The 24225-nt window shown below is 34.4% G+C and carries 24 protein-coding genes and 6 pseudogenes; 12 read left to right on the top strand and 18 right to left on the bottom strand.

Annotation, left to right across the window (positions count from 1 at the left end; all coding sequences use genetic code 11):
- The first annotated feature begins 62 nt into the window (after positions 1 to 62).
- The 6 genes and pseudogenes from N7U66_RS05910 (at position 63) to N7U66_RS05885 (ending at position 7963) form a co-directional block, all read left to right on the top strand.
- Positions 63 to 1046, top strand: coding sequence for a chemotaxis protein CheB (locus tag N7U66_RS05910; protein WP_267677719.1), 984 nt, complete (start codon positions 63 to 65; stop codon positions 1044 to 1046).
- Positions 1047 to 1394 (top strand): chemotaxis protein CheB, encoded by a 348-nt coding sequence (locus N7U66_RS05905; protein ID WP_267677718.1) that lies wholly within the window; start codon positions 1047 to 1049, stop codon positions 1392 to 1394. It abuts the gene before it with no gap.
- Positions 1391 to 4027, top strand: a complete 2637-nt coding sequence (locus N7U66_RS05900; RefSeq protein ID WP_313791517.1) for a CheR family methyltransferase — start codon at positions 1391 to 1393, stop codon at positions 4025 to 4027. Before N7U66_RS05905 ends, N7U66_RS05900 begins: the two co-directional genes overlap by 4 nt.
- Entirely contained in the window at positions 4017 to 5111 is a 1095-nt protein-coding gene (locus tag N7U66_RS05895) for a PAS domain-containing sensor histidine kinase (RefSeq protein WP_313791516.1), read from the top strand. The genes N7U66_RS05900 and N7U66_RS05895 overlap by 11 nt, the downstream gene beginning before the upstream one ends.
- Positions 5112 to 6677: 1566 nt before the next feature.
- Positions 6678 to 7065: pseudogene (locus N7U66_RS05890) on the top strand (START-like domain-containing protein).
- 55 nt (positions 7066 to 7120) lie between these two features.
- Positions 7121 to 7963 (top strand): aminotransferase class IV, encoded by an 843-nt coding sequence (locus N7U66_RS05885; protein ID WP_267677717.1) that lies wholly within the window; start codon positions 7121 to 7123, stop codon positions 7961 to 7963.
- On the opposite strand, the gene N7U66_RS05880 is transcribed toward N7U66_RS05885, so the two are convergent.
- From N7U66_RS05880 to N7U66_RS21415, 6 genes and pseudogenes are all read right to left on the bottom strand, one after another.
- The gene (locus tag N7U66_RS05880; protein ID WP_267677716.1) at positions 7960 to 8520 is read right to left on the bottom strand and encodes a YqgE/AlgH family protein; all 561 of its coding nucleotides are present in this window, start codon (positions 8518 to 8520) and stop codon (positions 7960 to 7962) included. The two genes, N7U66_RS05885 and N7U66_RS05880, sit on opposite strands and share 4 nt — an antisense overlap.
- Positions 8521 to 8657: 137 nt before the next feature.
- Positions 8658 to 8930 carry an HU family DNA-binding protein gene (locus N7U66_RS05875; RefSeq protein WP_044404057.1) on the bottom strand — a complete coding sequence of 91 codons (273 nt, stop codon included), beginning with the start codon at positions 8928 to 8930 and terminating at the stop codon, positions 8658 to 8660.
- Positions 8931 to 9123: 193 nt separating this feature from the next.
- Positions 9124 to 10048 (bottom strand): annotated as a pseudogene (gene fmt / locus N7U66_RS05870) (methionyl-tRNA formyltransferase).
- Positions 10049 to 10079: 31 nt separating this feature from the next.
- The gene (locus N7U66_RS05865) at positions 10080 to 11981 is read right to left on the bottom strand and encodes a RecQ family ATP-dependent DNA helicase (RefSeq protein WP_267677715.1); all 1902 of its coding nucleotides are present in this window, start codon (positions 11979 to 11981) and stop codon (positions 10080 to 10082) included.
- Between the two features lie 96 nt (positions 11982 to 12077).
- Positions 12078 to 12341, bottom strand: coding sequence for an AAA family ATPase (locus tag N7U66_RS21420; RefSeq protein ID WP_313791421.1), 264 nt, complete (start codon positions 12339 to 12341; stop codon positions 12078 to 12080).
- Positions 12331 to 12621 carry an ATP-binding protein gene (locus N7U66_RS21415; RefSeq protein ID WP_313791420.1) on the bottom strand — a complete coding sequence of 97 codons (291 nt, stop codon included), beginning with the start codon at positions 12619 to 12621 and terminating at the stop codon, positions 12331 to 12333. Before N7U66_RS21415 ends, N7U66_RS21420 begins: the two co-directional genes overlap by 11 nt.
- Before the next feature lie 91 nt (positions 12622 to 12712).
- Here N7U66_RS21415 and N7U66_RS05855 point away from each other — a divergent pair, with 91 nt between their 5' ends.
- The 3 genes and pseudogenes from N7U66_RS05855 to murA all read left to right on the top strand — a co-directional run bounded on the left by N7U66_RS05855 (position 12713) and on the right by murA (position 15175).
- Complete coding sequence (locus N7U66_RS05855; protein WP_267677714.1) at positions 12713 to 13006, top strand: DUF493 family protein; 294 nt, start codon at positions 12713 to 12715, stop codon at positions 13004 to 13006.
- A gap of 179 nt (positions 13007 to 13185) precedes the next feature.
- Positions 13186 to 13847: pseudogene (locus N7U66_RS05850) on the top strand (DUF4290 domain-containing protein).
- A gap of 8 nt (positions 13848 to 13855) precedes the next feature.
- Positions 13856 to 15175: pseudogene (gene murA / locus N7U66_RS05845) on the top strand (UDP-N-acetylglucosamine 1-carboxyvinyltransferase).
- Between the two features lie 115 nt (positions 15176 to 15290).
- Here murA and N7U66_RS05840 read toward each other — a convergent pair.
- From N7U66_RS05840 to N7U66_RS05830, 3 genes are all read right to left on the bottom strand, one after another.
- The gene (locus N7U66_RS05840; protein WP_267677713.1) at positions 15291 to 15506 is read right to left on the bottom strand and encodes a SnoaL-like domain-containing protein; all 216 of its coding nucleotides are present in this window, start codon (positions 15504 to 15506) and stop codon (positions 15291 to 15293) included.
- Positions 15507 to 15710: 204 nt separating this feature from the next.
- Positions 15711 to 16034: an amidohydrolase family protein gene (locus N7U66_RS05835; RefSeq protein WP_267677712.1), complete on the bottom strand. Its 324-nt coding sequence runs from the start codon at positions 16032 to 16034 to the stop codon at positions 15711 to 15713.
- Positions 16003 to 16521 carry an amidohydrolase family protein gene (locus tag N7U66_RS05830; protein ID WP_267677711.1) on the bottom strand — a complete coding sequence of 173 codons (519 nt, stop codon included), beginning with the start codon at positions 16519 to 16521 and terminating at the stop codon, positions 16003 to 16005. Before N7U66_RS05830 ends, N7U66_RS05835 begins: the two co-directional genes overlap by 32 nt.
- Positions 16522 to 16821: 300 nt before the next feature.
- Here N7U66_RS05830 and N7U66_RS05825 point away from each other — a divergent pair, with 300 nt between their 5' ends.
- The 3 genes from N7U66_RS05825 (at position 16822) to N7U66_RS05815 (ending at position 18606) form a co-directional block, all read left to right on the top strand.
- Complete coding sequence (locus N7U66_RS05825) at positions 16822 to 17187, top strand: hypothetical protein (protein ID WP_267677710.1); 366 nt, start codon at positions 16822 to 16824, stop codon at positions 17185 to 17187.
- 84 nt (positions 17188 to 17271) lie between these two features.
- On the top strand, positions 17272 to 17808 hold the full coding sequence (locus tag N7U66_RS05820) for a hypothetical protein (protein WP_267677709.1): 537 nt from the start codon (positions 17272 to 17274) through the stop codon (positions 17806 to 17808).
- A gap of 3 nt (positions 17809 to 17811) precedes the next feature.
- A complete protein-coding gene (locus N7U66_RS05815) occupies positions 17812 to 18606 on the top strand; it encodes a hypothetical protein (protein WP_267677708.1) in 795 nt (264 codons plus the stop codon).
- A 207-nt stretch (positions 18607 to 18813) separates the two neighbouring features.
- On the opposite strand, the pseudogene N7U66_RS05810 reads toward N7U66_RS05815, so the two are convergent.
- The 9 genes and pseudogenes from N7U66_RS05810 to N7U66_RS05770 all read right to left on the bottom strand — a co-directional run bounded on the left by N7U66_RS05810 (position 18814) and on the right by N7U66_RS05770 (position 24160).
- Positions 18814 to 20122, bottom strand: a pseudogene (locus N7U66_RS05810) (cryptochrome/photolyase family protein).
- A gap of 42 nt (positions 20123 to 20164) precedes the next feature.
- Entirely contained in the window at positions 20165 to 20629 is a 465-nt protein-coding gene (locus tag N7U66_RS05805; protein WP_267677707.1) for an SRPBCC family protein, read from the bottom strand.
- 62 nt (positions 20630 to 20691) lie between these two features.
- Positions 20692 to 21153, bottom strand: coding sequence for a TspO/MBR family protein (locus N7U66_RS05800; RefSeq protein ID WP_267677706.1), 462 nt, complete (start codon positions 21151 to 21153; stop codon positions 20692 to 20694).
- Positions 21150 to 21689 (bottom strand): glutathione peroxidase, encoded by a 540-nt coding sequence (locus N7U66_RS05795; RefSeq protein ID WP_267677705.1) that lies wholly within the window; start codon positions 21687 to 21689, stop codon positions 21150 to 21152. Before N7U66_RS05795 ends, N7U66_RS05800 begins: the two co-directional genes overlap by 4 nt.
- Before the next feature lie 3 nt (positions 21690 to 21692).
- Positions 21693 to 22376 (bottom strand): SDR family NAD(P)-dependent oxidoreductase, encoded by a 684-nt coding sequence (locus N7U66_RS05790; protein ID WP_267677704.1) that lies wholly within the window; start codon positions 22374 to 22376, stop codon positions 21693 to 21695.
- A gap of 53 nt (positions 22377 to 22429) precedes the next feature.
- Entirely contained in the window at positions 22430 to 22651 is a 222-nt protein-coding gene (locus N7U66_RS05785) for a hypothetical protein (RefSeq protein WP_267677703.1), read from the bottom strand.
- 2 nt (positions 22652 to 22653) lie between these two features.
- Positions 22654 to 23164, bottom strand: a pseudogene (folE, locus tag N7U66_RS05780) (GTP cyclohydrolase I FolE).
- A 288-nt stretch (positions 23165 to 23452) separates the two neighbouring features.
- On the bottom strand, positions 23453 to 23731 hold the full coding sequence (locus tag N7U66_RS05775; RefSeq protein ID WP_267677702.1) for a TIGR03643 family protein: 279 nt from the start codon (positions 23729 to 23731) through the stop codon (positions 23453 to 23455).
- Positions 23732 to 24160 (bottom strand): hypothetical protein, encoded by a 429-nt coding sequence (locus N7U66_RS05770; RefSeq protein WP_267677701.1) that lies wholly within the window; start codon positions 24158 to 24160, stop codon positions 23732 to 23734. It abuts the gene before it with no gap.
- Between the last annotated feature and the right edge of the window lie 65 nt (positions 24161 to 24225).

Genomic DNA, 24225 nt, shown 5'->3' with positions numbered 1-24225 from the left:
AAACGTTAATCGATAGTTATAAAAACAGTTAATTTCCCTACTGTCGGATAAATTGAATTAAAATGGCTGAAAATTTTAGAACCTTTGTCATTGGTGCTTCATCCGGGGGATATAGAGCATTAAAGAAAATCCTTTGTGATATCCCAACAGGTTTGAATGCGGCTTTTTTAGTCGTTTTACATAGTGCTTTCAATTCCACAAATTCTTATGCCTCCATTCTAAAAAAAAATGTTGATTTAACTGTGGTTGACGCAGAAAACGGCATGCAAATAGAAGTCGATACCATCTATTTTGCGAAACCGGACCATCACCTCTTTATTAGTAATAATAAAATTTTGTTATCAAAAGGTCCTAGGGAAAATTTATTTAGACCTTCTATCGATGTGCTTTTTCGATCGGCCGCGGTAGCGTATCAAAATAGATGTATTGGAATTCTTTTAACAGGAAGACTCAATGATGGAACTAACGGTTTAGATGCCATTCAAAAATGTGGAGGGTTGACCGTTATTGAAAACCCGGAAACAGCTGAGTTCAGTGGTATGCCTTTGTTTGCTCATAAGACTATAGCTATTGATTATGTCGTTAATCCGGAAAACATGGCTGAGGTTATACGCAAGATCGTTAAGGAAGAGTTTCCTGAGGACAAAAACGTGCCTATTAATATTGTTCGAGAAAATGATATTGCCATGCGCATTAAAAGTCAGATTAGCTTACAAGATAAGTTGGGTAAAAAAGTAGCAATGAGTTGTGCAACATACGGCGGTCCCTTATGGAAAATGAAAAACTCAAATCCAGTGAGGTATCGTTGTCATGTGGGCCATGCTTTTACTCAAGAAGCACTATTGAAAAGTCAAGATGCTTCGCTAGAGGAAGCCCTATGGGTTTCTATAAGAACGTTAGAAGAAAAAAAGACATTGTTGAACAACATGATCATTGAATATGAAAATAAGGGGATGAAGACGTTAGCAGAATCGTATAATAATAAAATAGAAGAGGTCTCAGAACATATCAATAGTATTAAGTCCGCTTTACAATTAAATGATTAGATGGTAGGTAAAAAAAATGAAACACAAAGAAGAGCAGATTTGTATGTTGTTGGAGTGGGTGCATCAGCTGGTGGTCTCGATGCTTTAACTAAATTCCTAAAGAATTTTAACGGAGTAAGTGCCGATATCTGTATCGTCATTGTCATGCATTTAAGCCCAGATTATAAAAGTCAGTTAGCTCCTATATTAGACAAGCGCTGCAAGTGGCCCGTCGTTTCGGTTGAAGATAACATGGTGCTAAGTAGTGGTAATGTCTATGTGACGCCACAAAATAAACAAATTCGGATTTATAATAGTAGCTTTGTGCTGGAAGATTTGTCTCCGAATATGCCTTTACACCATCTATAGATAATTTCTTTAGTTCTTTAGCAAAAGATAAAGCTAAAAAGGCCATAGGCGTCATATTGTCGGGATTTGGAAAAGATGGGTCAAAGGGTATGTCTGCTATTAGAGCGCTAGGTGGTTTTACTATCGCTCAACTTCCTGAAACGGCAGAACATCGCGACATGCCATCGGCAGCCATAGATACGGGTCATGTAGATTTGATTGTGCCTGCAGAACAAATGTACGATGATATTATTCAGTTTATTACCAATACACGAGCCATTGCTTCAAGTCTTCCCAAAACGAATTCTGTAGATGCTATTTTCGAGTTATTGGAAAAACGATCAGGCACAGATTTTTCAATGTATAAACCAACGACAATCATGCGTCGTATTAATCATAGAATAGCATCTCTTCAGCTTGGGTCTATGCTAGACTATTATGAGCTTATAAAATCTAATCCAAGAGAGTTGGACAATCTTTTTGATTCTGTGTTGATTGGAGTTACCGAGTTTTTTCGTGACTTGAATGCTTTTGACCATTTAAGGAAACAGCTTGCAGACATGCTTGAAGATAAAGAGCCAGGAGATTCTATACGTCTGTGGAGTGTGGGTTGTGCCACTGGAGAAGAATCATATTCCATAGCGATATTATTATATGAATTACTAGGTAAAAAAGTAAACCAGTATCACATACAGATTTTTGCATCAGATATAGATGAGCGTGCCATTAATTTTGGAAGAAAAGCCATTTATAACAAAGAGCTTTTAGGTAATGTGCCTGCAGAAATTATAAGCACCTATTTTGATAAAATAGATCAACTGCATTACGAGGTAAAAAAAGAAATTAAACAACATATTTTATTTACTAGACACGATATCACAACAGACCCACCGTTTGTAAAACTTGATTTAGTAGTTTGTAGAAATTTATTAATCTATTTTAATAACAATTTACAGAAACAAACGCTTCAAATTTTTCATTACTCTTTAAAACCTAAGGGCCTTTTGTTTTTAGGAAAATCTGAAAGTGTGAGTGTGGCAGCAGATCTATTCTCTAAAGTTGTAGGTGATAAAATATATAGAAAGGCTGAGGCATCTTTAAATTATCAGTTAAAGTTTTCCAAGCTTAGGACTCGAAATCAAGAAATTAAAAAAGAGGAAAAGAAAAACAATATTCGTAATATGAGTATTGTAGATGTGGCCAAAGAAACACTCTACTATAAATACGATAGCCCCTTTGTAATTATTAATGAGCATGCTGAAATAAAGGAAGTACATGGTAGTCTAAGACTTTATTTAGAGATTAGCCAAGGGACCATGAACGTAAGTCTTCATAAAATGGTTAATCCTGAATTGTCCACTATAGTTAAAGCTGTGCTCGCTCAAGTTAAGAAAACCAATATTACACATACGAGCCATGTGGTTAAATTCAATTTGTATGAGCAACTACACTATGTACGCATAAAGATGATTCCTTTAGTTTACAGAATAAGTGAGACACAATACTTCATGGTTATTTTTGAAAAAGTAGAACCTAGTGAAGGCCAATTAGTGCTTCAAAAAAAACTGGAAACTTCAGATTTTGTTAACCTTCGCATTAAAGAGTTGGAAGATGAATTAACCTCGACCCAAGAGCACCTTCAAATTTTTACAGAAGAATTAGAGGCCACTAATGAGGAATTGCAAACCATAAACGAAGAGCTTCAGTCTTCGAATGAAGAATTAAAATCTAGTAATGAAGAACTGGAAACGAGTAATGAAGAACTGCAGTCTGCTAACGAAGAATTAAATACGGCCAATCAGGAGCTTCGACTCACCAATGATTTATTGATTGAAAAAGAACAAGAGCTTAAAGAAGAGAAAGAAATAAGTCAAAACAATGAACTTATTTATAGAACGATAGCAGAAAACATACCTGATGCAGCAGTCGGTATTTTAAATAAAGCGCTCAATATTGAGTATTTGGCCGGTCAAGGGGTTGATGAATTTGAAGCTGCAGAGGTTATTGGAAAGCACATGCCAGGAATAAACCCGTCGAAAAAAGAGGCAAAACGTATAGAAAAACTCTGTATGGAAACACTCGAAGGCAAACCAGGTTCTATTCAGGTAAAATACAACAATCGCTACTATGAAATAAAAACAGTACTTTTTAAATTACCAGGTTCAGATGAAGATAAAATACTGTATTTGGCTCAAGAAATAACGTCATTAAAACAAAGTCAGTTAATTCTTGAAACAGCTTTAAAAGCCTCAAATTTAATTCTTTTTCAGTATGATTTTGATGTCAATGAAATGATTTTTGACGAAGCACTTTATAAATTTCTTGAATTCAGTCCAAAAAAGAAAGTGACGGAAGCTGATATTATTAAAAAAGTGCATCCTGATGATGTAGTGAGTAGAAGTAAGAATATGAAGCAAGCGAAGAAGACAGGTGAAATTAATCACGAAGTTAGGCTGATGCTTAAAGAGGGAATTAGATACGTGAGAGTTACTGGTAGAGTGCTTTTTGATGAGGAAAAAAACGCGAGAAAGGCTTTTGCAACGATTTTAGATATTACTCAGGATAAAATGTTATTGCAAAAAATAAAACAAAGCGAAGAACGGTTTAAAAAAATTGCAGATACCACACCAATGACTATCTCGGATAACAGATAGAAACGCACAATGCACGTATATTAATAAAACATGGCTAGATTTTACAAATAGCAAACTGGAAGATAATTTGGGAGATAACTGGTTGAAATTCCTTCATACAGAAGATAAAGAGCGCGGAATGGGAATATATATGGAGGCCTTTGAAAAAAGAATCCCATACTCTGTAAAATATCGGGTAAAAAAACACGATGGTACCTATCAATGGTTTTTAAATCATGGCATTCCCAAATTTGACATAGATAATAACTTTGTAGGCTACTTGGGGTCGAATACCAATATTCAAGACCAAGTGGCGTTTAGTGAAGCCTTAGAGGAAAAAGTAAACCAGCGTACAAGGGAAGTGACTAAAGCGAATAAAGAGCTCATAAAGCTCAATATGAATCTGGAAGAGTTTGCTTACATGGCGAGTCATGATTTAAAAGAGCCCTTACGAAAAATAAGAACTTTTAATTCTCTAATTGTCTCCGAAGATACTGATGTTGATACGATTCCAACCTATGCTTCTAAAATTGAACATTCCGCTCAACGCATGACGGATTTAATAGATAATATTTTAGAATATAGTAGGATTGAAAATAATAGTATTCAATCTGAAAAAGTGGTTTTAGATGATACCCTCAATCAAGTATTGTCTGATCTCACAATAATGATAGAAGAACAAGAGGTTACTATAAAAGCAGAAGATCTAGGTACGGTAAACGGGATTCAAATTAGAATATATCAGCTGTTTTCTAATTTAATTAAGAATGGGGTTAAATTTAATAAAAAGAAACCCATTATTGATATTACGGTATCTGAAGTAGAAGGTGAATCAGTTCCAAAGCGCTTTAATGCAAATAAAAAGTTTCATTTCAAAAAGATCGTTTTTAAAGACAATGGTATTGGTTTAGATGTAGACAAAAAAAATTATATTTTTAAACCCTTTAAAAGATTAAATTCTTCTAGTGATTATACTGGAACGGGAATTGGCTTAGCGATATGTAAACGTATTATGGACTTACATGGTGGGTATATAGATGTAGAAAGTGAAAAAGGAAAAGGAGCAAGCTTTATCCTTTATTTTCCTATGAGTAAAGAGGCATAACCCAATGGGTATTTCTCAAGTTTGAATTTATTTATGCATTGCTATTTTAAGGGCACCAACGCGGTTTGCCTTTTTGATCCGTTTATAGAGCGCTTCAATAGTACATGCCTTGAACTATTGGTGCTAACAGTCTAATTACAATAGTAAGTGTGACGTTTGTAATTCTTTACGCTTAGGTCATGATATAACACTTGTCCGGTAAAATTAGATATTCATGTATGTTTTTAATACCAAAGATGTTCATTAATAGATGTTTTGTTCCACAAGTGAAAAATCTTACAACAAATTGAATAAATTGTATAATAAACGCATTCTTATTGGTTTATATATTTGTTAAAAAAAGAACCAGCACTATTAAATCTATGGAACAGAAGCCTAAAAATCCCGTAAAGCAGTTCGCAAGAGTTGGTAAAGTTTTTTCTAAACAATTTGTAAAAACATCAAACTTTATAGCGAATTCTAAATCTCGAGAGATGAATACGAATTGATTAAAAGACACCATTCGTTTAAATTAATGCGGGAAGGATTACGAAAAAATTATAATTAAGAACAGGATATAAACATGAAAATTTGTGGTTTGACTGTCAATCATTTGAGAATTTTTCGATAGTTTGAAGACAGGTGTTCTTGCGCTTATATTTTTAAAGAAAGGTATAATTGTACACCAGGTTCCGCTAGGTAAAGTAAATAGAATAGTAGCCATTGATTATATAAACTCAAAAAAGAACTATTAACCATTGTATATCCTGTGTTTATTGAAAAAAAACTGTGATACTTTTATAATAAAGCATCGAAACTTTAGCAGGGTAAAGGTTTGACACTGTTTGGGAGCATTTTTTATAACATAGCTTTACTTCGTTAATATGTGGCGCTTTTTTTAGTTCAAAGATAAACCTTCGTTAAGACTAGCAAGTATTCAACGTTTATTCGTTGTAATACATCTGCCTTTTTGTTTAGAAAAAAAGGATAGATTTGCTGGTACTTATTTATTACCCAGTTTCACAATTAAATAAAAAAGCACTTTGCAATCTGGTTTTTAGTGTTTTACTTACTGTGATTTGAAGTGTAGCTCTTATTTGTTCCCTCAATGGATTATCTAGACAAAAAAAAGCCGGAACCTAAGTTCTGACTTTTAATGGTCTTTGTAGCGAGAACGGGGCACGATCCCGTGACCTCCAGGTTATGAATCCAACGCTCTAACCAACTGAGCTACCTCGCCATAATTTTGAGTGTGCAAATATATAAACAATTATAGTTAGTACAAATAAAAAATCGAGTTAAATTTAAACTCCAAGTTTTTGAGGTGTCATTGTAGATTTTAATCTCAATGGTCTCATAAAAAAACAGAACTTGAATAGCATTATTTAAGAGGCGTCAATGGAATTTATAAACAGAAATTATAGGCCTGATTGTCTGAAATAGCGTAGGTTCGAAGTGATAAATAGAATATGTAACCCTTATTTTTTTATCGTGACATTAATATAGATTTTCACTTTTTGATATTAATTTTTTTAACACTAATTAATGTTATATATTGGACAAAATATTATTATAATAAACCAACAAATGGACGAAAAATTAAAATACGAACTAGAATTTCCTATTCACGCTTCTCCGCAATTGCTATATCAATATATCTCGACACCGTCTCGGTTTATCTGAATGGTTTGCAGACAATGTAAATTCGCGAGGAGAGCTTTTTAAATTCATTTGGGATGGATCAGAAGAGTCAGCAAAACTTATTACTAAAAAGAGTGGTGAGCGCATTAAATTTAAATGGTTAGTAGATGAAGAGGATCCCTATTATTTTGAAATAAGAATACAGGTTGACGAAATTACTAAAGACGTGTCTATCATGATAACCGATTTTGCTGAAGAAGGTGAAGTGGATGAAGCAAAAATGCTGTGGGAAAATCAAATTTCAGATTTAAAACAAGTATTGGGTTCTGCATAATGAATTTTATATTTTAAACTTATATTTGTCCTGAAGAAATTCAGGACTTTTTTTTATGATTAATGACAACGGAACTTTAAGTGAACAGGTGAAAACGTTAAGTGTTACTAACAGAGGTTATGCCTATGGAGATGCTTTATTTGAAACTATAAAAGTATCCTATGGGAAGCTATTATTTTGGGAAGATCATTATTTTAGACTCATGGCGTCTATGCGCATCATGCGCATGGAAATCCCTATGAGTTTTACCATGGAATTTCTTGAAGAGGAAGTGCTAAAAACCATTGAAGCTAATGATTTACAGCGTACCTCTACGCGCGTTAAAATTAGTGTACACAGAAATGAAGGGGGCTTGTATGCTCCTACAACCCACGACATAAGCTTTGTAATTACGGCGAAACCCATTGGTCATGATTTCTATTTGTTAGATGAAAGCCATTACGAGGTGGATTTATATAAAGATTTTTACATGTCCCCAAGCTTATTATCAACGCTTAAAACAAATAATAAAGCGTTAAACGTATTGGGGAGTATTTATGCAAAAGAAAATGATTTAGATAACTGTTTGGTATTGAATACCAATAAGAATGTGATTGAAGCATTAAATGGGAATGTATTCCTGGTGAAAGGAAATGTCATTAAAACGCCACCTTTGACGGATGGTTGTTTAAAGGGAATTATGAGAAAGCAAATTCTAGAAATTTTAAAATTACTACCAGAATATGTTGTTGAGGAAACATCAATCTCTGCCTTTGAGCTTCAAAAAGCAGATGAATTATTTGTGACTAATGTTATCCAAGGCATTCAGCCGATAACAAAATACAGAAAAAAAACATTTTCAAATGCTACTTCTAAAATGTTGCTTCAAAAATTAAATGTGAAGATAAGATTGTCTTAATTGTAGCTGGGATTTTCAGGGGCGTTAGACCAAATACTATAATCGCCACCCAATTCTATCATTTTTTCTTTCCAAAAAAATTCGTAGTCTTTTTCAATAATGGTATTTTTATATACGTTTTTGGTAACTACCCAGGCATTAGACTTGAGTTCTTCTTCTAATTGATTGATGTCCCATCCAGAGTACCCCAAAAAGAACTTGATATCTTTCTCATTTATTTTTTCTTCAACTATTAATTTTGATACCACACTGAAATCACCGCCCCAAAAAATACCCAATGAAATTTCTATGCTATTCGGTATCAATTCGGGTACTTTATGTATAAAATAAAGATTGTCTTGCTCTACCGGGCCGCCATTATACACTTTGAACGCCGCATTTATCTCAGGAATTAAATCATTTATAGTGTAATCTAATGGCTTATTAAGTATAAAACCAATAGAGCCTTCTTCTGAGTGATTTGTTAATAAAACAATGGACCGATTAAAAGATAAATCTCCAATTATTGATGGTTCTGCAATTAACAAATCCCCTTTTTTTGGTTTGGTCAAAATCATATTAAAAAGGAATTAATCTTACTAAATGTAAAGTTTATTTATTAAATATACAACGTTTACATAGGTTAATATACAAAAAAAAGCCTTCTCACGAAACTTCGTGAGAAGGCTTTTAAATGATATAATGTTGTAAATAATTAGTTTACAGCACTTGATAAATCAGATCCAGCTTTAAACTTAACAACGTTCTTCGCTTTGATTTTGATTGTTTTTCCAGTTTGTGGGTTTCTTCCATCTCTTGCAGCTCTTTTAGAAACTGACCAAGAACCGAATCCTACTAATGAAACTCTGTCACCTTTTTGTAAAGCGCCTTCAATTTCAATTAACGCACATTCTAAAGCTTTTTTTGAAGCTGCTTTAGTAATTCCTGCGTGTTCTGCCATAGCATCGATTAAATCTGTTTTGTTCATAATTTAAATTTTAATTATTAATAAATAGTTGGTAAACAATATTTTTGTTAAATCCTCTACAAATTTATACGGATTATGCTACTATGCAAGTAATAGCAAGGGAAATACCCAAATTTGTTGATAACTTGAAGCATTTGTTAATAAAGGAGGTGGTTTTTTAGGGTTTTTCAACTTTATCACTGTTGATAAGGCTTTACGCCATTTTTGCATCCGTTTCAAAATGGTAACCATTTAAAAGTGATTTTATATCCATACTGCGTTTTCCAGGGAGTTTTATCTCCGTAATTTTTATAAACCCCTCCTTTACAGCGACTTTAGTTTCTTTTTTCGTTGAAATAATTTGGCCTATTTCATAATCATGCGCTATTTTTTCTTTTTCTGAGGTATAAATCTTTACATCCAATATAGCATCCCCATTATAAAGGGTGCTCCAGGCCGCTGGATATGGGCTTAGACCTCTAATTTTGTTATATATGGTATCCATAGAGGCCGTCCAATCAATTTTACAATTTTCCGTATTTAGCTTATAGGCCGTTTTGCTAATGGCATCCTCTCGGTTGCGGTATGGTGTCGACCGCACCGTTTTCAATGAGTTTTACCGTCTTTAATACTAGTTTGCTACCAAGCATCATAAGGGTGTCGTGAAGACTTCCTGCATTCTCATTGGCTGCAATGGGTTGTTCTTCTTGAAGAATCATAGCGCCAGTATCAATTTTTTCATCGATAAAGAATGTAGAAACTCCTGTTTTTGTTTCTCCATTAATTATGGCCCAATTTATTGGAGCTGCCCCACGGTAGTTTGGTAAAAGAGACGCATGAAGATTAAAGGTGCCGTATTCAGGCATTTGCCACACGGCTTTTGGTAACATTCTAAATGCAACCACGATTTGCAAATTGGCATCAAGGGCCTTTAATTCTTTTAAAAAATCGTCAGCTTTAAGATTAGTGGGCTGTAAAATATTTAGTTGGTGTGCTTCAGCAAATGTCTTTACGGCACTTTTGTTAAGTTTACGGCCACGACCTGCAGGCTTGTCAGGTGCCGTAATGACACCAACAATAGTATAGTTGTTTTCTATAAGTGTTTGCAACGTAGTGACAGCAAAATCCGGCGTGCCCATAAAAACAATACGTAAATCTTTTTTTTAGTCATTAGATATGTGCTAATTTGTAAGTGTTCGTGTGAGTGATTTTTATTATTTCTTGTTCTAATAACGCTTTTAATGTGTTATTTATTTGTGTTTCAGTAAAGTTGAGCCGTTTAAATAACTCTCGGGAGGATAAATGCTCGGTCTCTAGGGCTTCAATGATTTTTCTAGTAATTATTTTGGGATCGATGGTTTTTATGGGTTTCCTACTTAGACAAACAGAACAAACCCCACATGCAGTCACTTCTTTTTCGCCAAAATAGGAGAGGAGTTGTAGACTTTTACAAAGGGTGTCATTATTTATATAGCTTAAGATCGAATGCACTTGCTTCTCTTTTAAAACATTCTGCTGTTTTATAATAGTAGAAATTCTATTAATGGTGTTGTCATCTTCTCTCGGTTGTAAATAGGTTATTTGAGCATCGGTCTTCGCATTTTTAAGTGTAATGATCGCCCCTTTCTCTAATTGTTTAAGCACAGCAAAAACAACGTTTTCATTCACTGAGGCTTTCTCGGCGACCAAAGAGGTGTTGATTTTAGTTTCCTGTTCAAAAACACCACCATAGGTCCTTAAAATAGCTTTTACCACCGTGTTACTCTCAGCGTGTGTCTCTAGGTAATTAAAAAGAGCGGCATTACTTACCGCAAATTGAACGATGGTTCTTTGGTTGAATTGTTTTGATAAGGTAATTACACTTGTTCTGTCGAGTAATAGTAGCGCATTGTAGGCTAAAAGGGTATTGAATTTATAAATTTTACAGAATTCATTAAAGTTAAAATCGAAAGTGTCATCAACACCTTCTCCGTAAGGTATTTGGAAATAACTGCTTAGTTTTCTGTAAGTGATCTTTATAAAATCAACACTAGGCAGCACATTTAAAAACTGATTTTTCACTAGAATTTCATCGGAGTTATTTTTTAGAATAACAGCAAATGCTTTATTGCCATTTCTACCTGCACGGCCAGCCTCTTGAAAATAGCTTTCCATACTTTCCGGTAAGTTTAAATGGACTACTGTTTTTACATCCGGTTTGTCTATTCCCATTCCAAAGGCATTAGTCGCTACCATGATTTGCGTTCTGTTTTGCATCCAGTTATCGAGTGCAGCATCCTTTTCTTTGTTGGTTAGGCCGCCATGATAATACGTCGAAGTGAAGCCTTTGCCTTCAAGAAACCGACTCACTTCTAGTGTGGCTTTTCTGTTTCGAACATAGACAATTGAAGCGGCCGGATTTTTTTTTAAAATCGCCTCGAGTCGGAAATATTTATCTTCTTCATGAAAAACCATATAGGCTAAATTCGGTCGAAAAAAAGACTGTTTAAATACTTTTGGACTAATAAAATCGAGTTCGATAATAATGTCATCTACGACTGTTGGCGTGGCACTTGCGGTTAAAGCAATAACATTGACGGTAGGTTGTAACTCGCGTAGCTTTGTAATGTTTTTATAGCTTGGTCTAAAATCATTTCCCCATTGGCTAATACAATGGGCTTCATCTACTGCAATAAGATTAACATTCATCTGTCGTATGCGGTCTTGAACAATATCTTGTTGCAATCGTTCGGGAGATAAATACAAAAATTTATAATTCCCATAAATGCAATTATCTAAAAGAGTGTCTAGCTGTGAATATGAAATACCACTCGTTAAAGCCATGGCCTTTATGCCTTTATCTTGTAAGGCCTGCACCTGGTTTTTCATAAGTGCCACTAAAGGGGAAACGACAATGCAAATGCCTTCTTTCACTAAGGCTGGAATTTGAAAACACAGGGATTTACCACCGCCAGTGGGTAAAAGAGCAAAGGTGTCTTCTCCAGCTAAAACCGATTGGATAATCGTTTCTTGTAGTGGTTTAAAGGAGGTGAATTTCCAATACCGTTCTAATATGTCTACAGGGTGTTTCATTACTGCTCATTACCGTCTAAATGACGCATTCGGTATGTTGGCTTTACATAACGATAATAAATTATTTAGATTTGTCATTTCGAATTTAATTACGTTTTACAATGCTTTTACAACATCGATGATGTAATCTGTTCTAGCTTTAATAGAACCAAAAGGAACATCTCTTAAGTTGTAACCATACTTAGTGTAGGTCTCTAGAAGTTTTTCATGAATTTCTATAGCCTGATCGAAATTTTCATAGCGTTCATTGTCACTGGTAAAAATATCTTGCCAAGGCGCCAATATAAAGATGGAATCATAAACATGTTCTGTACAAGCGTGCTTGAAAAAATCGGCATAAGTGGTGCCTTTATAATCCATATATGCAGGTACATCTCGGAATCCCACGATCTAAAAACACAAATTCATTGTTACTGGCGTTCGCTTCTTTGAATTGCTTAATTCTTCCGTCTAAAAGTAATTCACTAAACTTTATGGGGTCTGTTAAAAAAAGCTGTTCTATGCCTTCTGCTTTGGCTTTAATGATGATTTCTCGCGAAATTTCTTCAAAGCAAGTAAACCCTCTTTTTGTTAACTCATTTATTAGTGATGATTTCCCTGTGCCAGGACCTCCGGTTATGACAATTGTTTTTGTATTCAATTATGGTATAATTTTAGCTGTAAAATTCGTAATTTAAAAGGTATAAAAAAAATACAAAGGATAACTTATCTTTGTAACATATTTGAGACTTATGAGTGAGAAACAAAATCCAGATGAATTTTATAAGAAGCTAAAAGAGCAATTGCAAGATACGGCACTATGGCCAACCGAATACTTATATAAATTTATTGTTACTTCTGATGCGGAAAAAATTTCTGAAATTGAAGCTATTTTCAACCATTTAGGAGCGGTAATAAACACAAAAGAATCTAGTAACGGTAAATACACGAGCGTATCCATAAATGTACGGCTAAAAAATCCGGACGCTGTGATTGACAAGTACAAAGAAGTAGCCACAAAAATAGAGGGTGTTATTTCCTTATAAATTATAAGTTAAGGCTTTATTATAAATGATAAAAAGGCAAAGGTAAAGGCTTGACGACTAAATATTTCTGCTTTTTGGCGCAATTTCTTTGTAATTATAACGTTATGCATTAAACTTTTTGTATTTTGCCCAAGCATTAGAATCTTCAATGCAATACATTAATTCTACACATTTTTATTTTGATAGACGACATAGAATACAATACAGAGCGTGAGCATTTAATCATTCCGAATACGGAAGACACGTTCAAAAAATGGTAAATTTTGCTATTAAGCAAGAGACTAAAGAAGAACGCAGTAAAGTAGCTAAAGCCATTATTTCGGTCATGGGAAATTTACAACCTCACTTGCGTGATGTGCCCGATTTTCAGCACAAACTTTGGGATCAGTTATTTATCATGTCTAAATTTGAGTTGGATGCCGATTCTCCTTATGGAATGCCATCTAAAGAACTTTTAGAAGAAAGACCTGAAACTTTAGAATACCCTCAAAATTTCCCAAAGTATCGCTTCTACGGAAATAATATCAAGACCATGATTGATGTCGCCATTTCTTGGGAAGATGGTGATTTGAAAGAAGCTTTGATATATACTATTGCCAACCACATGAAAAAATGTTTCTTAAATTGGAACAAAGATACCGTGGAAGACAGTGTGATTTTTAATCATTTATTTGAATTGTCTAATGGGGAGCTCAATCTTAAAAACTCTGAAGAAGAGTTAACAGATTCTACAAGTTTGTTAAAAAGCAGTAATAAGAAAAAATATACCAATACACACTCGAACAAAAAAGGATCTCAAAATAAATCCAATACGTCTAATCGCAACAAAAAACGATATTAAAATAGCAAATGGGTACATTTATTATTGAAGGCGGTCACCAGCTAAAAGGTGAAATACAGCCTCAAGGCGCTAAAAACGAAGCATTACAAATTTTGTGTGCTGTATTGCTGACCTCTGAAAAGGTTACTATCAATAATATTCCGAGATATTATAGATATCAATAAATTGATTCTTCTGTTAAAGAATTTAGGAGTTAAAGTTGATAAAATAAAAGAAGGAACGTTTACTTTTCAAGCAGACGACCTTAATTTAAAATATTTAGAATCCGCACTATTTAAAGAAGAAGGACGCGGTTTACGTGGCTCTATCATGATTGTTGGCCCACTATTAGCACGTTTTGGAAAAGGGTACATCCCTAAACCAGGAGGTGATAAAATTGGACGTCGTCGTTTAGATACTCATTTTGAGGGCTTTATTAATTTGGGCGCAAAATTTAGATACAATCGTGAAGATTATTTTTATGGTGTAGAGGCTGAAAAATTAAAAGGAGCAGACATGCTTTTGGATGAAGCATCTGTTACTGGAACAGCAAATATTGTTATGGCTGCTGTTTTGGCAGAAGGAAAAACAACGATTTACAATGCCGCTTGCGAACCCTACTTACAGCAGTTATGTAAAATGCTGAATCGCATGGGCGCAAAAATATCTGGCGTGGGTTCTAATCTATTAACCATTGAGGGTGTTGACCACTTAGGTGGAACAGAGCACACCATGCTTCCGGACATGATTGAAATTGGAAGTTGGATTGGTCTTGCTGCAATGACCAAGAGTGAACTCACTATTAAAAATGTGAGTTGGGACGATTTAGGACAAATACCGAGATGTATTCAGAAAACTGGGAATTACTTTAGAAAGACGTGGAGATGATATTTTCATTCCGAGAGCATAAACAGGGTTACGAAATACAAAACTACATTGATGGTTCTATTTTAACGATTGCTGATGCCCCTTGGCCTGGTTTTACACCGGATTTACTGAGTATCGTCCTAGTAGTCGCTACACAAGCCGGAGGAGAAGTTTTGGTACACCAAAAAATGTTTGAAAGTCGATTATTCTTTGTAGATAAGGTGATCGATATGGGCGCAAAAATTATTTTGTGCGACCCACATAGGGCGACCATTATAGGACATGATTTTAAATCACAACTAAAAGCCACCACAATGACCTCTCCGGATATTAGAGCCGGTATTTCATTATTGATTGCTGCATTATCAGCAAAAGGAACCTCTAAAATCCATAATATCGAACAAATCGATCGCGGGTATCAGCACATTGTAGAACGTTTACAACGTATAGGAGCCAAGATAGAACGAGTAGAAGGAAACTAAATTTAAGTCTTTTACGTAAAGCATAAAAAAAGCTTCCGTTTTAATGGAAGCTTTTTTTATGCTATAAAGTATTAATAGATACAGTTAACTTTATTTCATAGTATAAAAATACTGCTCACTGGTAATTTTTGCCGTCTTTAAATTTATAGACGCCAACTTCTTTTATTTTTTGCCTGCCTCCTTCTTTAAAAGTGCAATCGAAATTCATTTTTGAAGTAAAAAAATCACCGGCTATTAGGGGTTCAGAAACAGAGCTTGAATGCACACTTCCTAACCATTCCTTACCTTTATTCCAAACATTTTGCATGCCTGTGATTATCTCTCCAGGCACACCAGGCTATTACATTTTCTGCATAAATTTTTTTAATACACTCTAGGTTTTACCTTTAGGGCACTTTTGTTTCCGTTTTTGATCTATAGCCTTGGTTTCCATAATTTTATATTTTATGAGTTAAACTATAACGCTAACAAATTTTTGAAAACTAACAGATACAAACGGTTTAGATGGCTTACGCTCGCTGTATTGTAATACACATTAAAGCGTCTTAACATCAATTTTAAAAACCTCAGCCGCATTTTTCCGGAGAATTAATTCTTTTTTTTCATCTGCTAATTCTAATTGATTCATGAATTTTAAATAAGACTCCATATTAGAAATGGGCCAATCTGTGCCATATAATAGATAATTTGGATCACCAGCATAAGTAATCATTTCTTCGATTTCTTTTTTCATGTAGCGTTCAAATTTTTCAGAAAAATTGCCTAAAACCAATCCCGAAATATCAGCATAGACATTTTTGTTTTTGTACACCACTTCCATACAGTCTTTAATCCAAGGGTTTCCAATGTGGCAAATCACTATTTTTAGGTCTCGGATAATCTACTGCCAAATCGTCAATGTGTAACGGATGAGAGTATTTTACTTTGCCAGTAGGCGCATAAGTATCTCCAGAATGAAACATGACAGGTACGTCGTACTCTATGGCCATTTCATACATGAGTTTAAACCGAATATCGTTTGGGTAAAAGGGTTCGTAACCAGGATAAAATTTCAAACCCTTTATTAAACCTTGTTCCGGATATTCACTTATTTCTCTAACATCTCTGTGGTCGTAATGTAAATAACTAACACCAGCAACAACGCCTAAATTATGACGCCCTTTAATAGCTTCTACAACTTGGCGGGTACTGGGACGGTGTTCATTAACTTTATAAGAAGACAACACCAGTGAATAATTCACCTTGTTTTGTGCCATATTCTCAGTAAGGTTATTAAGGCAATCTTCTAGTGAAACAACGCGGTCTTCATGGTAATTGTTAATATGGGTGTGTACGTCTATGATCATGTTTGTTTTAGCTTTAAATGCAGTGGTTTAGAATATTAATATTTACAAAATGGGGGCTTTTGAAGGATTTAATAGTCTTTTTCTGTTCTCCAAAAAACAGATTAAAATTGGTCATATTAAAAATAATGAAAATACCAAAAATCTACTACAATAACCCCATTCATTTTCTTGTTTTTTTTAAGGGTAAACCACCCTTTTTAATTTGGTGTTATGTCTTTTTAAAAACAAGTTTTTTCCTGCAATAAATTTTATATTCTAGACATAACTTGCATGTATTATAAACCAAAAGAAAATTTAATTATGGAAAATGAATGCAAAAATGACTTCTTTAAGGACATGAAGTTGTCAAGACGAGAAATTGAAACTTTTGAAAAATATGTAACTACTATTGAAAAAGCACAAAAGAATGGTGTAGAGTTTTTAAATGCAGACGTTTTGGCATTTACACCTGCAGCTTTATTAGTTGTAGCCGTTGCAAAATTTGCGTACGATGTGTACCAAGATTATGGAACAATTGCATCAGATCCCCAAGACTTTCAAGTACACTTTAAAAGTATTATTAAAGAGCTTAATGCGTTAGAATCTATGGATCAAGATTCACCAAGTTTAGATACTTATGCAAGATTAAGAAAGGACTTAATTTGCGCCAAAAAAAAATCTAAATAATTTAGTAATTAATAAAGATGTCTTGAGGAAATAGCTTGTAAAGCTTATTTAAGTTAAGGCATCTTTTAATTAAAAAAACAAACAATGTATATATTATATTTAATAATTTTTGGAGCTTGGTTACTTTTTACCATGGCTTGGCAATTTGAAAAAGTAAGAGAACAAAACAAAATACTACGGATCATAAACACTTTTAATATATTACCCATTTGGACTTTTTTTGCACCAAATCCTGGGATGTATGATACCCATCTTTTATATAGAGATAAGTTAGATGGTGGAGAATTTAGTGATTGGGATGAGATCGATGTCGTACAAAGCCGAAAATTTTATCATTTTATTTGGAATCCTCATAAACGAACAAATAAACTAACTATTGATGCTATTTCTGAGGTTAAGGCCATTAAAAATGCTGGGATACTAAAAGAAATTGACGACACAATTCTTGTTAACCAAATTAAATTCTCTAAAGGTTATATGTTATTACTAAATATGATATTTAGCCATAAAAAGAAAAAAGACACTTCAGTATCTCGGCAATTTATCGTTTTAGATTCTACAAATATTGGCGGCCAAAGAAATTTAATCCCTTTATTTTATTCACCTTTTCATAAATTTTAAATCATGGAAATTACAATTATATACTACTACATCATTTTAATATTATCTATAGGATTATCTATAAAATCGTTCGAATATTTATCCACTATAAAAATGTTTCAAAAAGGGAAGGCTTTTGATTATTCGGTAATTGGAATAGATATGTTTCAAATGGGAAAACTCGGTTGGTTTTTTAACCTTATTTATTCAAAAAACGGTGTGATTTCACTTATTGCTTTATCTTTAATGTCTACCGTAATTATTTATGTCTCAGCATTTAATAGTGTACTGTTTAGTAGTGCTGTGGTGGTATTATTAAGTGTCAATTTACTATTGTATTACAGACATTCTTATGGTTTGGATGGAGCAGATCAAATGTCGTTGTTGCTTATTATCACCTTGTTTTTATGTTATGTTTTTGCAAGTGATCCTAAGATTCAAAAAATTGGTATTTTCTTTATTGCCTTTCAATTATCGTTATCGTATACCGTTGCAGGAATTGCAAAATTATTTTCTAAACAATGGAGAAGCGGTTTAGCTATTCAGGGTATTTTAAGCACTTATACCTATGGTATGAAATTTACTAGAGAAAAACTTACCAAAAACAAGTTTATGTGTTTGACTTTATGTTGGCTTACTATTATAATGGAAATATGCTTTCCCTTAGTTATATTTTTAGATCCACAAATAACTTTAATCTTTTTAGGTTTCGGTTTCTTATTTCATTTATCGATAGCAATAGTAATGGGTTTAAACGATTTTGTATGGGGTTTTTCAGCTGCCTATCCAGCATTTTATTATTTATCGACCTTAATATAATGTCCTTTTAACTCGATTGAATTCATTTATATAAACATTAGTCTTTCAAGACTAATGTTTATAATAGCTTTTCCTTTTTTGATATATTAATAATTGTAGCAGTGCCTACTGTGTAGTTTTTAAAAATAAAGAATTTGAGAAAAGGTTTTGGTTTTATAAGTATTCTGTTCCTCTTATAATTTTCACTAGATTTTGAAAGTTCTACTATTAACTTACTGCTTCCTTGTATACTCGCAAACACCGCTCGCGCGCTTCTTTATGGTCCACTATTTTTTCTCGGATAGTTGTCGGTACCAAACTCAGGAACCCATTGTTTGATGTATTTCCTATCCTTATCAAATTTATCAATTTGTGTCGTAGGATTGAAGATTCGAAAATAAGGAGATGCGTCAACGCCGTGAACCCGCCACCCATTGCCAGTTCCCTACGTTACTTGCCATCTCGTAATCGTGTAGCTTTTCTGCAAAATAGGCTTCTCCTAAGCGCCAATCGATTAACAAATGCTTGCATAAAAAGCTACCCACTAACATGCGTACGCGATTGTGCATAAACCCTGTTTTGTTTAATTGTCGCATACCAGCATCTACTAAAGGGTAGCCCGTTTTTCCTTCACACCGGAGTTTAAACTCCTGCTCATTATTACGCCATTCAATGCGGTCATATTTGGCTTTAAAAGCGTCTTTATGGGTGTCTCGGAAAATGCCATAAGATTTGCATGAAAAATTCACGCCATATCAACTCCTGCCGAGAAAATTTCATTCTTTTCCGCAATGGCTTTCTTAATCATTTTACGTATGCTTACGGTGCCGAATCGTAAATGGGGTCCTAATCGTGACGTGCTGTCTTTTGCTGGAAAATTTCCGGTAGCTTCATAGTCTTGAATTAAAGTTGGGGTCACCGTATACGGGGCAATGTCTTGCTTTGATTTCCTAAATCCAATGTCTGATAATTCTAAATTTGGAAGCCTTGAGTTTTGAATTAGGTTATTGAGAAAATCATTGGTGTAGTAGATTTTTAAATCATGAGAAATGAAGGCTTCTTTCCATCTTTTCATAAAGGGCGTATACACGCGATACGGCTTACCGTCGTCCTTTGTGATTTCGTCTTTTTCAAAAATAACCTGATCTTTAAAGCTTTTAAAAGAGATATCATTTTCTTTGAGTACCTTTTCTATGTTTTCATCACGTGCGGTAGCATACGGTTCATAATCATGATTGGTAAACACAGTGTCTATGGTGTAGTTTTCAATTAATTGTTTGAAGATGACTTCAGGTTTACCAAAATACAAGGCGATGCTGCTACCGTATTCATCCTGCACGGTTTTTCGTAATGTTTGAATCGTGGTATGAATAAAATTCACACGAGCGTCGTCTTCCGGTAATTTTTCTAGAATGTCACTATCGAAAATAAATAGGGGTAACACGGGATGGTCAGATTTCAGGGCTTCATAGAAGCCCACATTATCGTCCAAACGCAAGTCGCGTCGAAACCGGAATATATTTACAGTTTGTTTCATTAAAAAGATAAATTTCACTTACGCATCTGCGGCGCGGACTCATTATTTATAAACGCCAAAAAGGGCTTCCAGTTTTTTAGTACGGTACTCGAAAATCTCATTGAGTTTTGGTTTTACTAGAAATGGATGTACCAGTTGCCCCAAAATGCCAAAGGGGATTTTGTAATCAATAATATCCTCCATCTCAATGCCACCATCAATTTCTTTAATAAAATGTTTATGATGCCATAAGGCATAGGGACCAAAACGTTGTTCATCGACAAAGTAATCGCCCTCTTGCACATGGGTGATTTCTGTGACCCATTTGGTTTTTATACCTAAAACCGGGGTTACAATGTATTGAATGATTTGTCCTGCAAACATGGGCCTATCTGCTCCGTAAAGAATATTGAAGCCCATGTAATCCGGGGTAATTGTTTTCAAATTATTCGGACTGGATAAAAAGGCCCAAGCTTGTGCTTTGGTAATGGGAAGCTTTTGTTTTTTATGTAATCTGTATATTTTCATAATGTGCCAGCGACGGATCGCCATTTTTAATTATATTTTCAGCGCTAGTGCAGCGCTCTTATTTAATTATTGACTAGGATATACGCATTTAAAGAGGTTGCAATCAACATCCAAATCATATAAGGGAACAGCAAATAACTCTTAGCGTGCATTTTTTTCCTATTGCAAAAGAAAAAGGTGAACACAACAATCGTTAGTGTACTAATAACAACTAGAGCGAACGCTATTTTGTGTTGATTGAAAAACACGTAATTCCATGAGACATTTAAGACCAATTGAAAGGCGACTGCCAATCGCAATTGTAACGTATCCGATTTTAAAAACAAGTAGCCTAAATAGATAGAAAAACAAATCATGATGAGCGTCCAAGCAATACCAAAGACCCAGCCTGGTGGTGTCCAAGGCGCTTTGTTAAGGCTAGTATACCATTGGGTTAACGGGCCATTATTCATCAACCAGCTTCCATAAGCTAACCCTCCAAAATTAAGGATTAAGAAAAGCAATATACGTTTGGCTAGTTTCATAAATACTTGGTTATTTTTTTACTTAAAGGGGTAGTGGCAGAGTAGAAATAATCCTTAAGGACACCGTTTCCATCTACTAAATATTTTTGAAAATTCCATTTCACTGAAGAATTAGAGCTTCCGTTTTTCGATTTTTGTGTGAGCCATTGATACAAGGGGTGTATTTCATGTCCCTTAACATCAATTTTTTCAGTGATTAAAAAAGTAACACCATAATTTACTTCACAAAATGTTTCGATCTCTTTTGCATTTCCAGGTTCTTGCTTACCAAATTGATTGCATGGTACACCAATGACCATTAGGGTGTCTTTATAGGTGTCACTCAATTCTTGTAGCTGCTTATATTGCGGTGTAAAGCCACATTTGGAAGCCACATTAACAAATAATACATGTTTGTTTTTAAAATCTGATAAATCAATAGCTTTGCCATTCAAGCTCCTTATTTTAATGTCGTAAATAGAGGTGATTTGACGGGTTCCGGTCGCTTCAATAGGCTTGGTGAAAAAGGTTTTAAAGAAAACTTGAAATGGATTCATAACTTAAATTTTGAAACTTACAATACCACAATCCATTTCAAAAATTTGCCCGTAAATAGACGCCGCTTTATCAGAAATTAAAAAGTCTGCCATATTGGCAACTTCTTCAGGATTTAGAAATTTTTTAAGAGGGTGGCGATCCACCATATTTTCTACCATTTTCTCATTCCGGAGCAATTTAGAAGCCAAGGTAGTGTCTGTTACCGTTGGCGCAATGGCGTTAATACGAATGCTTGGCGCTAATTCAGCACCTAAGGATTTCACTAAACCTTCAACACCAGATTTTGCTGTGGCTACACTGGCATGAAAGGGCATGCCTAGTTTAGCAGCAACGGTACTAAATAATAGAATAGCCGGTGACTTCCCGTTTTTCAAAACAGGTAAATATTTTTGAATAGCCTTTACCGCGCCAAGGACATTGATTTCAAAATCGGCTCTAAAATCGTCTAAGCTTAGCCTGGAAATGGGTTTCAAATTGATGCTGCCTGGGCAATAGATTAGGACGTCTAGAGCCTCTAAGTCTCGGAGGTCATCCTTTAACACATCACAGGCGTGATGTGTTAAATTTTGATGTGACTGTTTTGGGGACGTTCTACTAATGTTTATAACCTTATTATTGTCTAATAGACAGGTAATAATGGCATTGCCAATACCTTTGCTTCCGCCTATAACTAGTATGTTTTTCATATTTTTATGAGATGTTTTAGCATAGACGGAAGGCAGCTTTTAAGCTGTATTCTCTATGATGTAGGGCGACCTTTTAATCGCTTTTCAATTTTTTGCTTCATAGCTGTAAGACGTTTCATAACGTCCATAAGCTCAGGGTTTTTTGTTTCTTTATAAATTTCGTTTAAGCCTAATATGAGTTCTTTTACTTGGCGCGAAGCTATTATACGTTCATTCGTGGTTATAAATGTTGTACCCGCTTCTTCAAATTCTAAGGCTTTTTTTAAAATGTCCATTGTCAATCTTTTAGATAATTCTGTAATTCAGTTATTTTGGCTTGCGATTTAAAAGCGCCTCCGTAATAAGCAGTTACAGTTGTAGAGGTATCGTCTTTGATACCGCGTGATGACACACATAAATGTTTTGCATCAATAATTACAGCTATATCTTCTGTTTCGAGAATTAGTTTTAATTCGTTTGCTATTTGATTTGTTAAACGTTCTTGTACTTGCGGTCTTTTCGCAAAATATTGTACAATCCGGTTCAACTTTGATAGACCAATAACCTTGCCGGAAGAAATGTATGACACGTGTGCTTTACCAATGATAGGAACAAAGTGATGCTCACAGTTAGAGTAAAACGTGATATTTTTTTCGACAAGCATCTCGGTTATATTGATACTTATTGTCAAATAAAGCAATTTTTGGTTTATTATTCGGGTTTAATCCGGAAAATATTTCATCAATGTACATTTTAGCCACGCGGTCCGGTGTGCCCCTTAGCGAATCATCAGTAAGATCTAAGCCCATAACGTCCATGATTTCTTCAAAAAGAAGGGCAATTTTTTCTTTCTTTTCTTCATCACTCCATTTAAAAGCATCCGTTTTCATGGGGGTTTCTAGTCCTGTATATAAGTGATCGTCACCAATATCTTCAGAAGAGAAACCATTGAGCTTCATTCCGTTTTTTTCTGTAAGCAGTTCTAAATTTGGATTTTTCATCGGTGGTGTTTAATTATTTTTAATACGTTAGATGCTTTTTGCTTGTCATTCGCTTATTGGAAAGTAATACCTTTAGAGCTCGTGCCATAGCAATATTTATCGTTTACTTATTTTATTATGTGTAATTTGTTTTTGTCTAGAGCTTTTAAAACGCCCCTCATCAAAATCACGTTTTTTCGAGTGCTTTGTTGTACGACCTTGTACCCGAGCGCGCCAAAGTTTAAAACTGCTAGATTTCATCTCGCGTCTCATAAGGTTTATTACCTCTTGTTCTTTAATGTCAAATTGAAAGGCAATGGCGTCAAATGGTGTTCTGTCTTCCCATGCCATTTCAATAATGCGATCTAGTTGCTCTAAAGTATAGTCTTTTGTCATCTATTGGTCCATGAATTTGTATTGTTCATCAAAATTTACTTTTAACGCAAACAGTCGATCAAAAAAAGACTTATTCTCCTTAAAGGTTTTACTGTTTCTAAAATGAATAAACTTGCCTTGAGCATGAATGCTGGAACCGTTGGTCTTGTAAATAACCAAGTGGTAATAAGGAATCGCCCAACTAAAATTTTTTAAACCTTGATTGATATGAATTAATATACCACTCGGTCTTAATTCAATATTTGCATAGTTTATGTCAGAAATAATATTGAGATAGCGGTGTAAACTCGGACTCACTTCATCAACAATCATACGTTTAGAACCTGTACCTTTCATTTTAATGGATTGCATAAAGGAGTACGGCTTCCCAAGTAAATCGTTGATTAATACTTTGGTTTTCTTGTCTGTGTATGTGGTGTTAAATATCAATTTTTTATTTCTAATGTAATCAAAGTTACGAAATGTTTAACTTTAATTAATATTTGTTAAACAAA

It is taken from the genome of Lacinutrix neustonica, from assembly GCF_026625145.1.
Lineage (GTDB): Bacteria > Bacteroidota > Bacteroidia > Flavobacteriales > Flavobacteriaceae > Lacinutrix > Lacinutrix neustonica.
Note: the sequence above shows the minus strand (reverse complement) of the source record. Positions and strands in the feature narration are given on the sequence as shown.

What these genes read in the sequence shown, in the direction of transcription:
- N7U66_RS05910 (WP_267677719.1), top strand. Translation starts at nt 63, where the DNA reads ATGGCTGAAAATTTTAGAACCTTTGTCATTGGTGCTTCATCCGGGGGA.
- N7U66_RS05905 (WP_267677718.1), top strand. Translation starts at nt 1,047, where the DNA reads ATGGTAGGTAAAAAAAATGAAACACAAAGAAGAGCAGATTTGTATGTT.
- N7U66_RS05885 (WP_267677717.1), top strand. Translation starts at nt 7,121, where the DNA reads ATGATTAATGACAACGGAACTTTAAGTGAACAGGTGAAAACGTTAAGT.
- N7U66_RS05880 (WP_267677716.1), bottom strand. Translation starts at nt 8,520, where the DNA reads ATGATTTTGACCAAACCAAAAAAAGGGGATTTGTTAATTGCAGAACCA.
- N7U66_RS05875 (WP_044404057.1), bottom strand. Translation starts at nt 8,930, where the DNA reads ATGAACAAAACAGATTTAATCGATGCTATGGCAGAACACGCAGGAATT.
- N7U66_RS05865 (WP_267677715.1), bottom strand. Translation starts at nt 11,981, where the DNA reads ATGAAACACCCTGTAGACATATTAGAACGGTATTGGAAATTCACCTCC.
- N7U66_RS21420 (WP_313791421.1), bottom strand. Translation starts at nt 12,341, where the DNA reads ATGGATTATAAAGGCACCACTTATGCCGATTTTTTCAAGCACGCTTGT.
- N7U66_RS05855 (WP_267677714.1), top strand. Translation starts at nt 12,713, where the DNA reads ATGAGTGAGAAACAAAATCCAGATGAATTTTATAAGAAGCTAAAAGAG.
- N7U66_RS05830 (WP_267677711.1), bottom strand. Translation starts at nt 16,521, where the DNA reads ATGATCATAGACGTACACACCCATATTAACAATTACCATGAAGACCGC.
- N7U66_RS05825 (WP_267677710.1), top strand. Translation starts at nt 16,822, where the DNA reads ATGGAAAATGAATGCAAAAATGACTTCTTTAAGGACATGAAGTTGTCA.
- N7U66_RS05820 (WP_267677709.1), top strand. Translation starts at nt 17,272, where the DNA reads ATGTATATATTATATTTAATAATTTTTGGAGCTTGGTTACTTTTTACC.
- N7U66_RS05815 (WP_267677708.1), top strand. Translation starts at nt 17,812, where the DNA reads ATGGAAATTACAATTATATACTACTACATCATTTTAATATTATCTATA.
- N7U66_RS05805 (WP_267677707.1), bottom strand. Translation starts at nt 20,629, where the DNA reads ATGAAAATATACAGATTACATAAAAAACAAAAGCTTCCCATTACCAAA.
- N7U66_RS05800 (WP_267677706.1), bottom strand. Translation starts at nt 21,153, where the DNA reads ATGAAACTAGCCAAACGTATATTGCTTTTCTTAATCCTTAATTTTGGA.
- N7U66_RS05795 (WP_267677705.1), bottom strand. Translation starts at nt 21,689, where the DNA reads ATGAATCCATTTCAAGTTTTCTTTAAAACCTTTTTCACCAAGCCTATT.
- N7U66_RS05790 (WP_267677704.1), bottom strand. Translation starts at nt 22,376, where the DNA reads ATGAAAAACATACTAGTTATAGGCGGAAGCAAAGGTATTGGCAATGCC.
- N7U66_RS05785 (WP_267677703.1), bottom strand. Translation starts at nt 22,651, where the DNA reads ATGGACATTTTAAAAAAAGCCTTAGAATTTGAAGAAGCGGGTACAACA.
- N7U66_RS05775 (WP_267677702.1), bottom strand. Translation starts at nt 23,731, where the DNA reads ATGACAAAAGACTATACTTTAGAGCAACTAGATCGCATTATTGAAATG.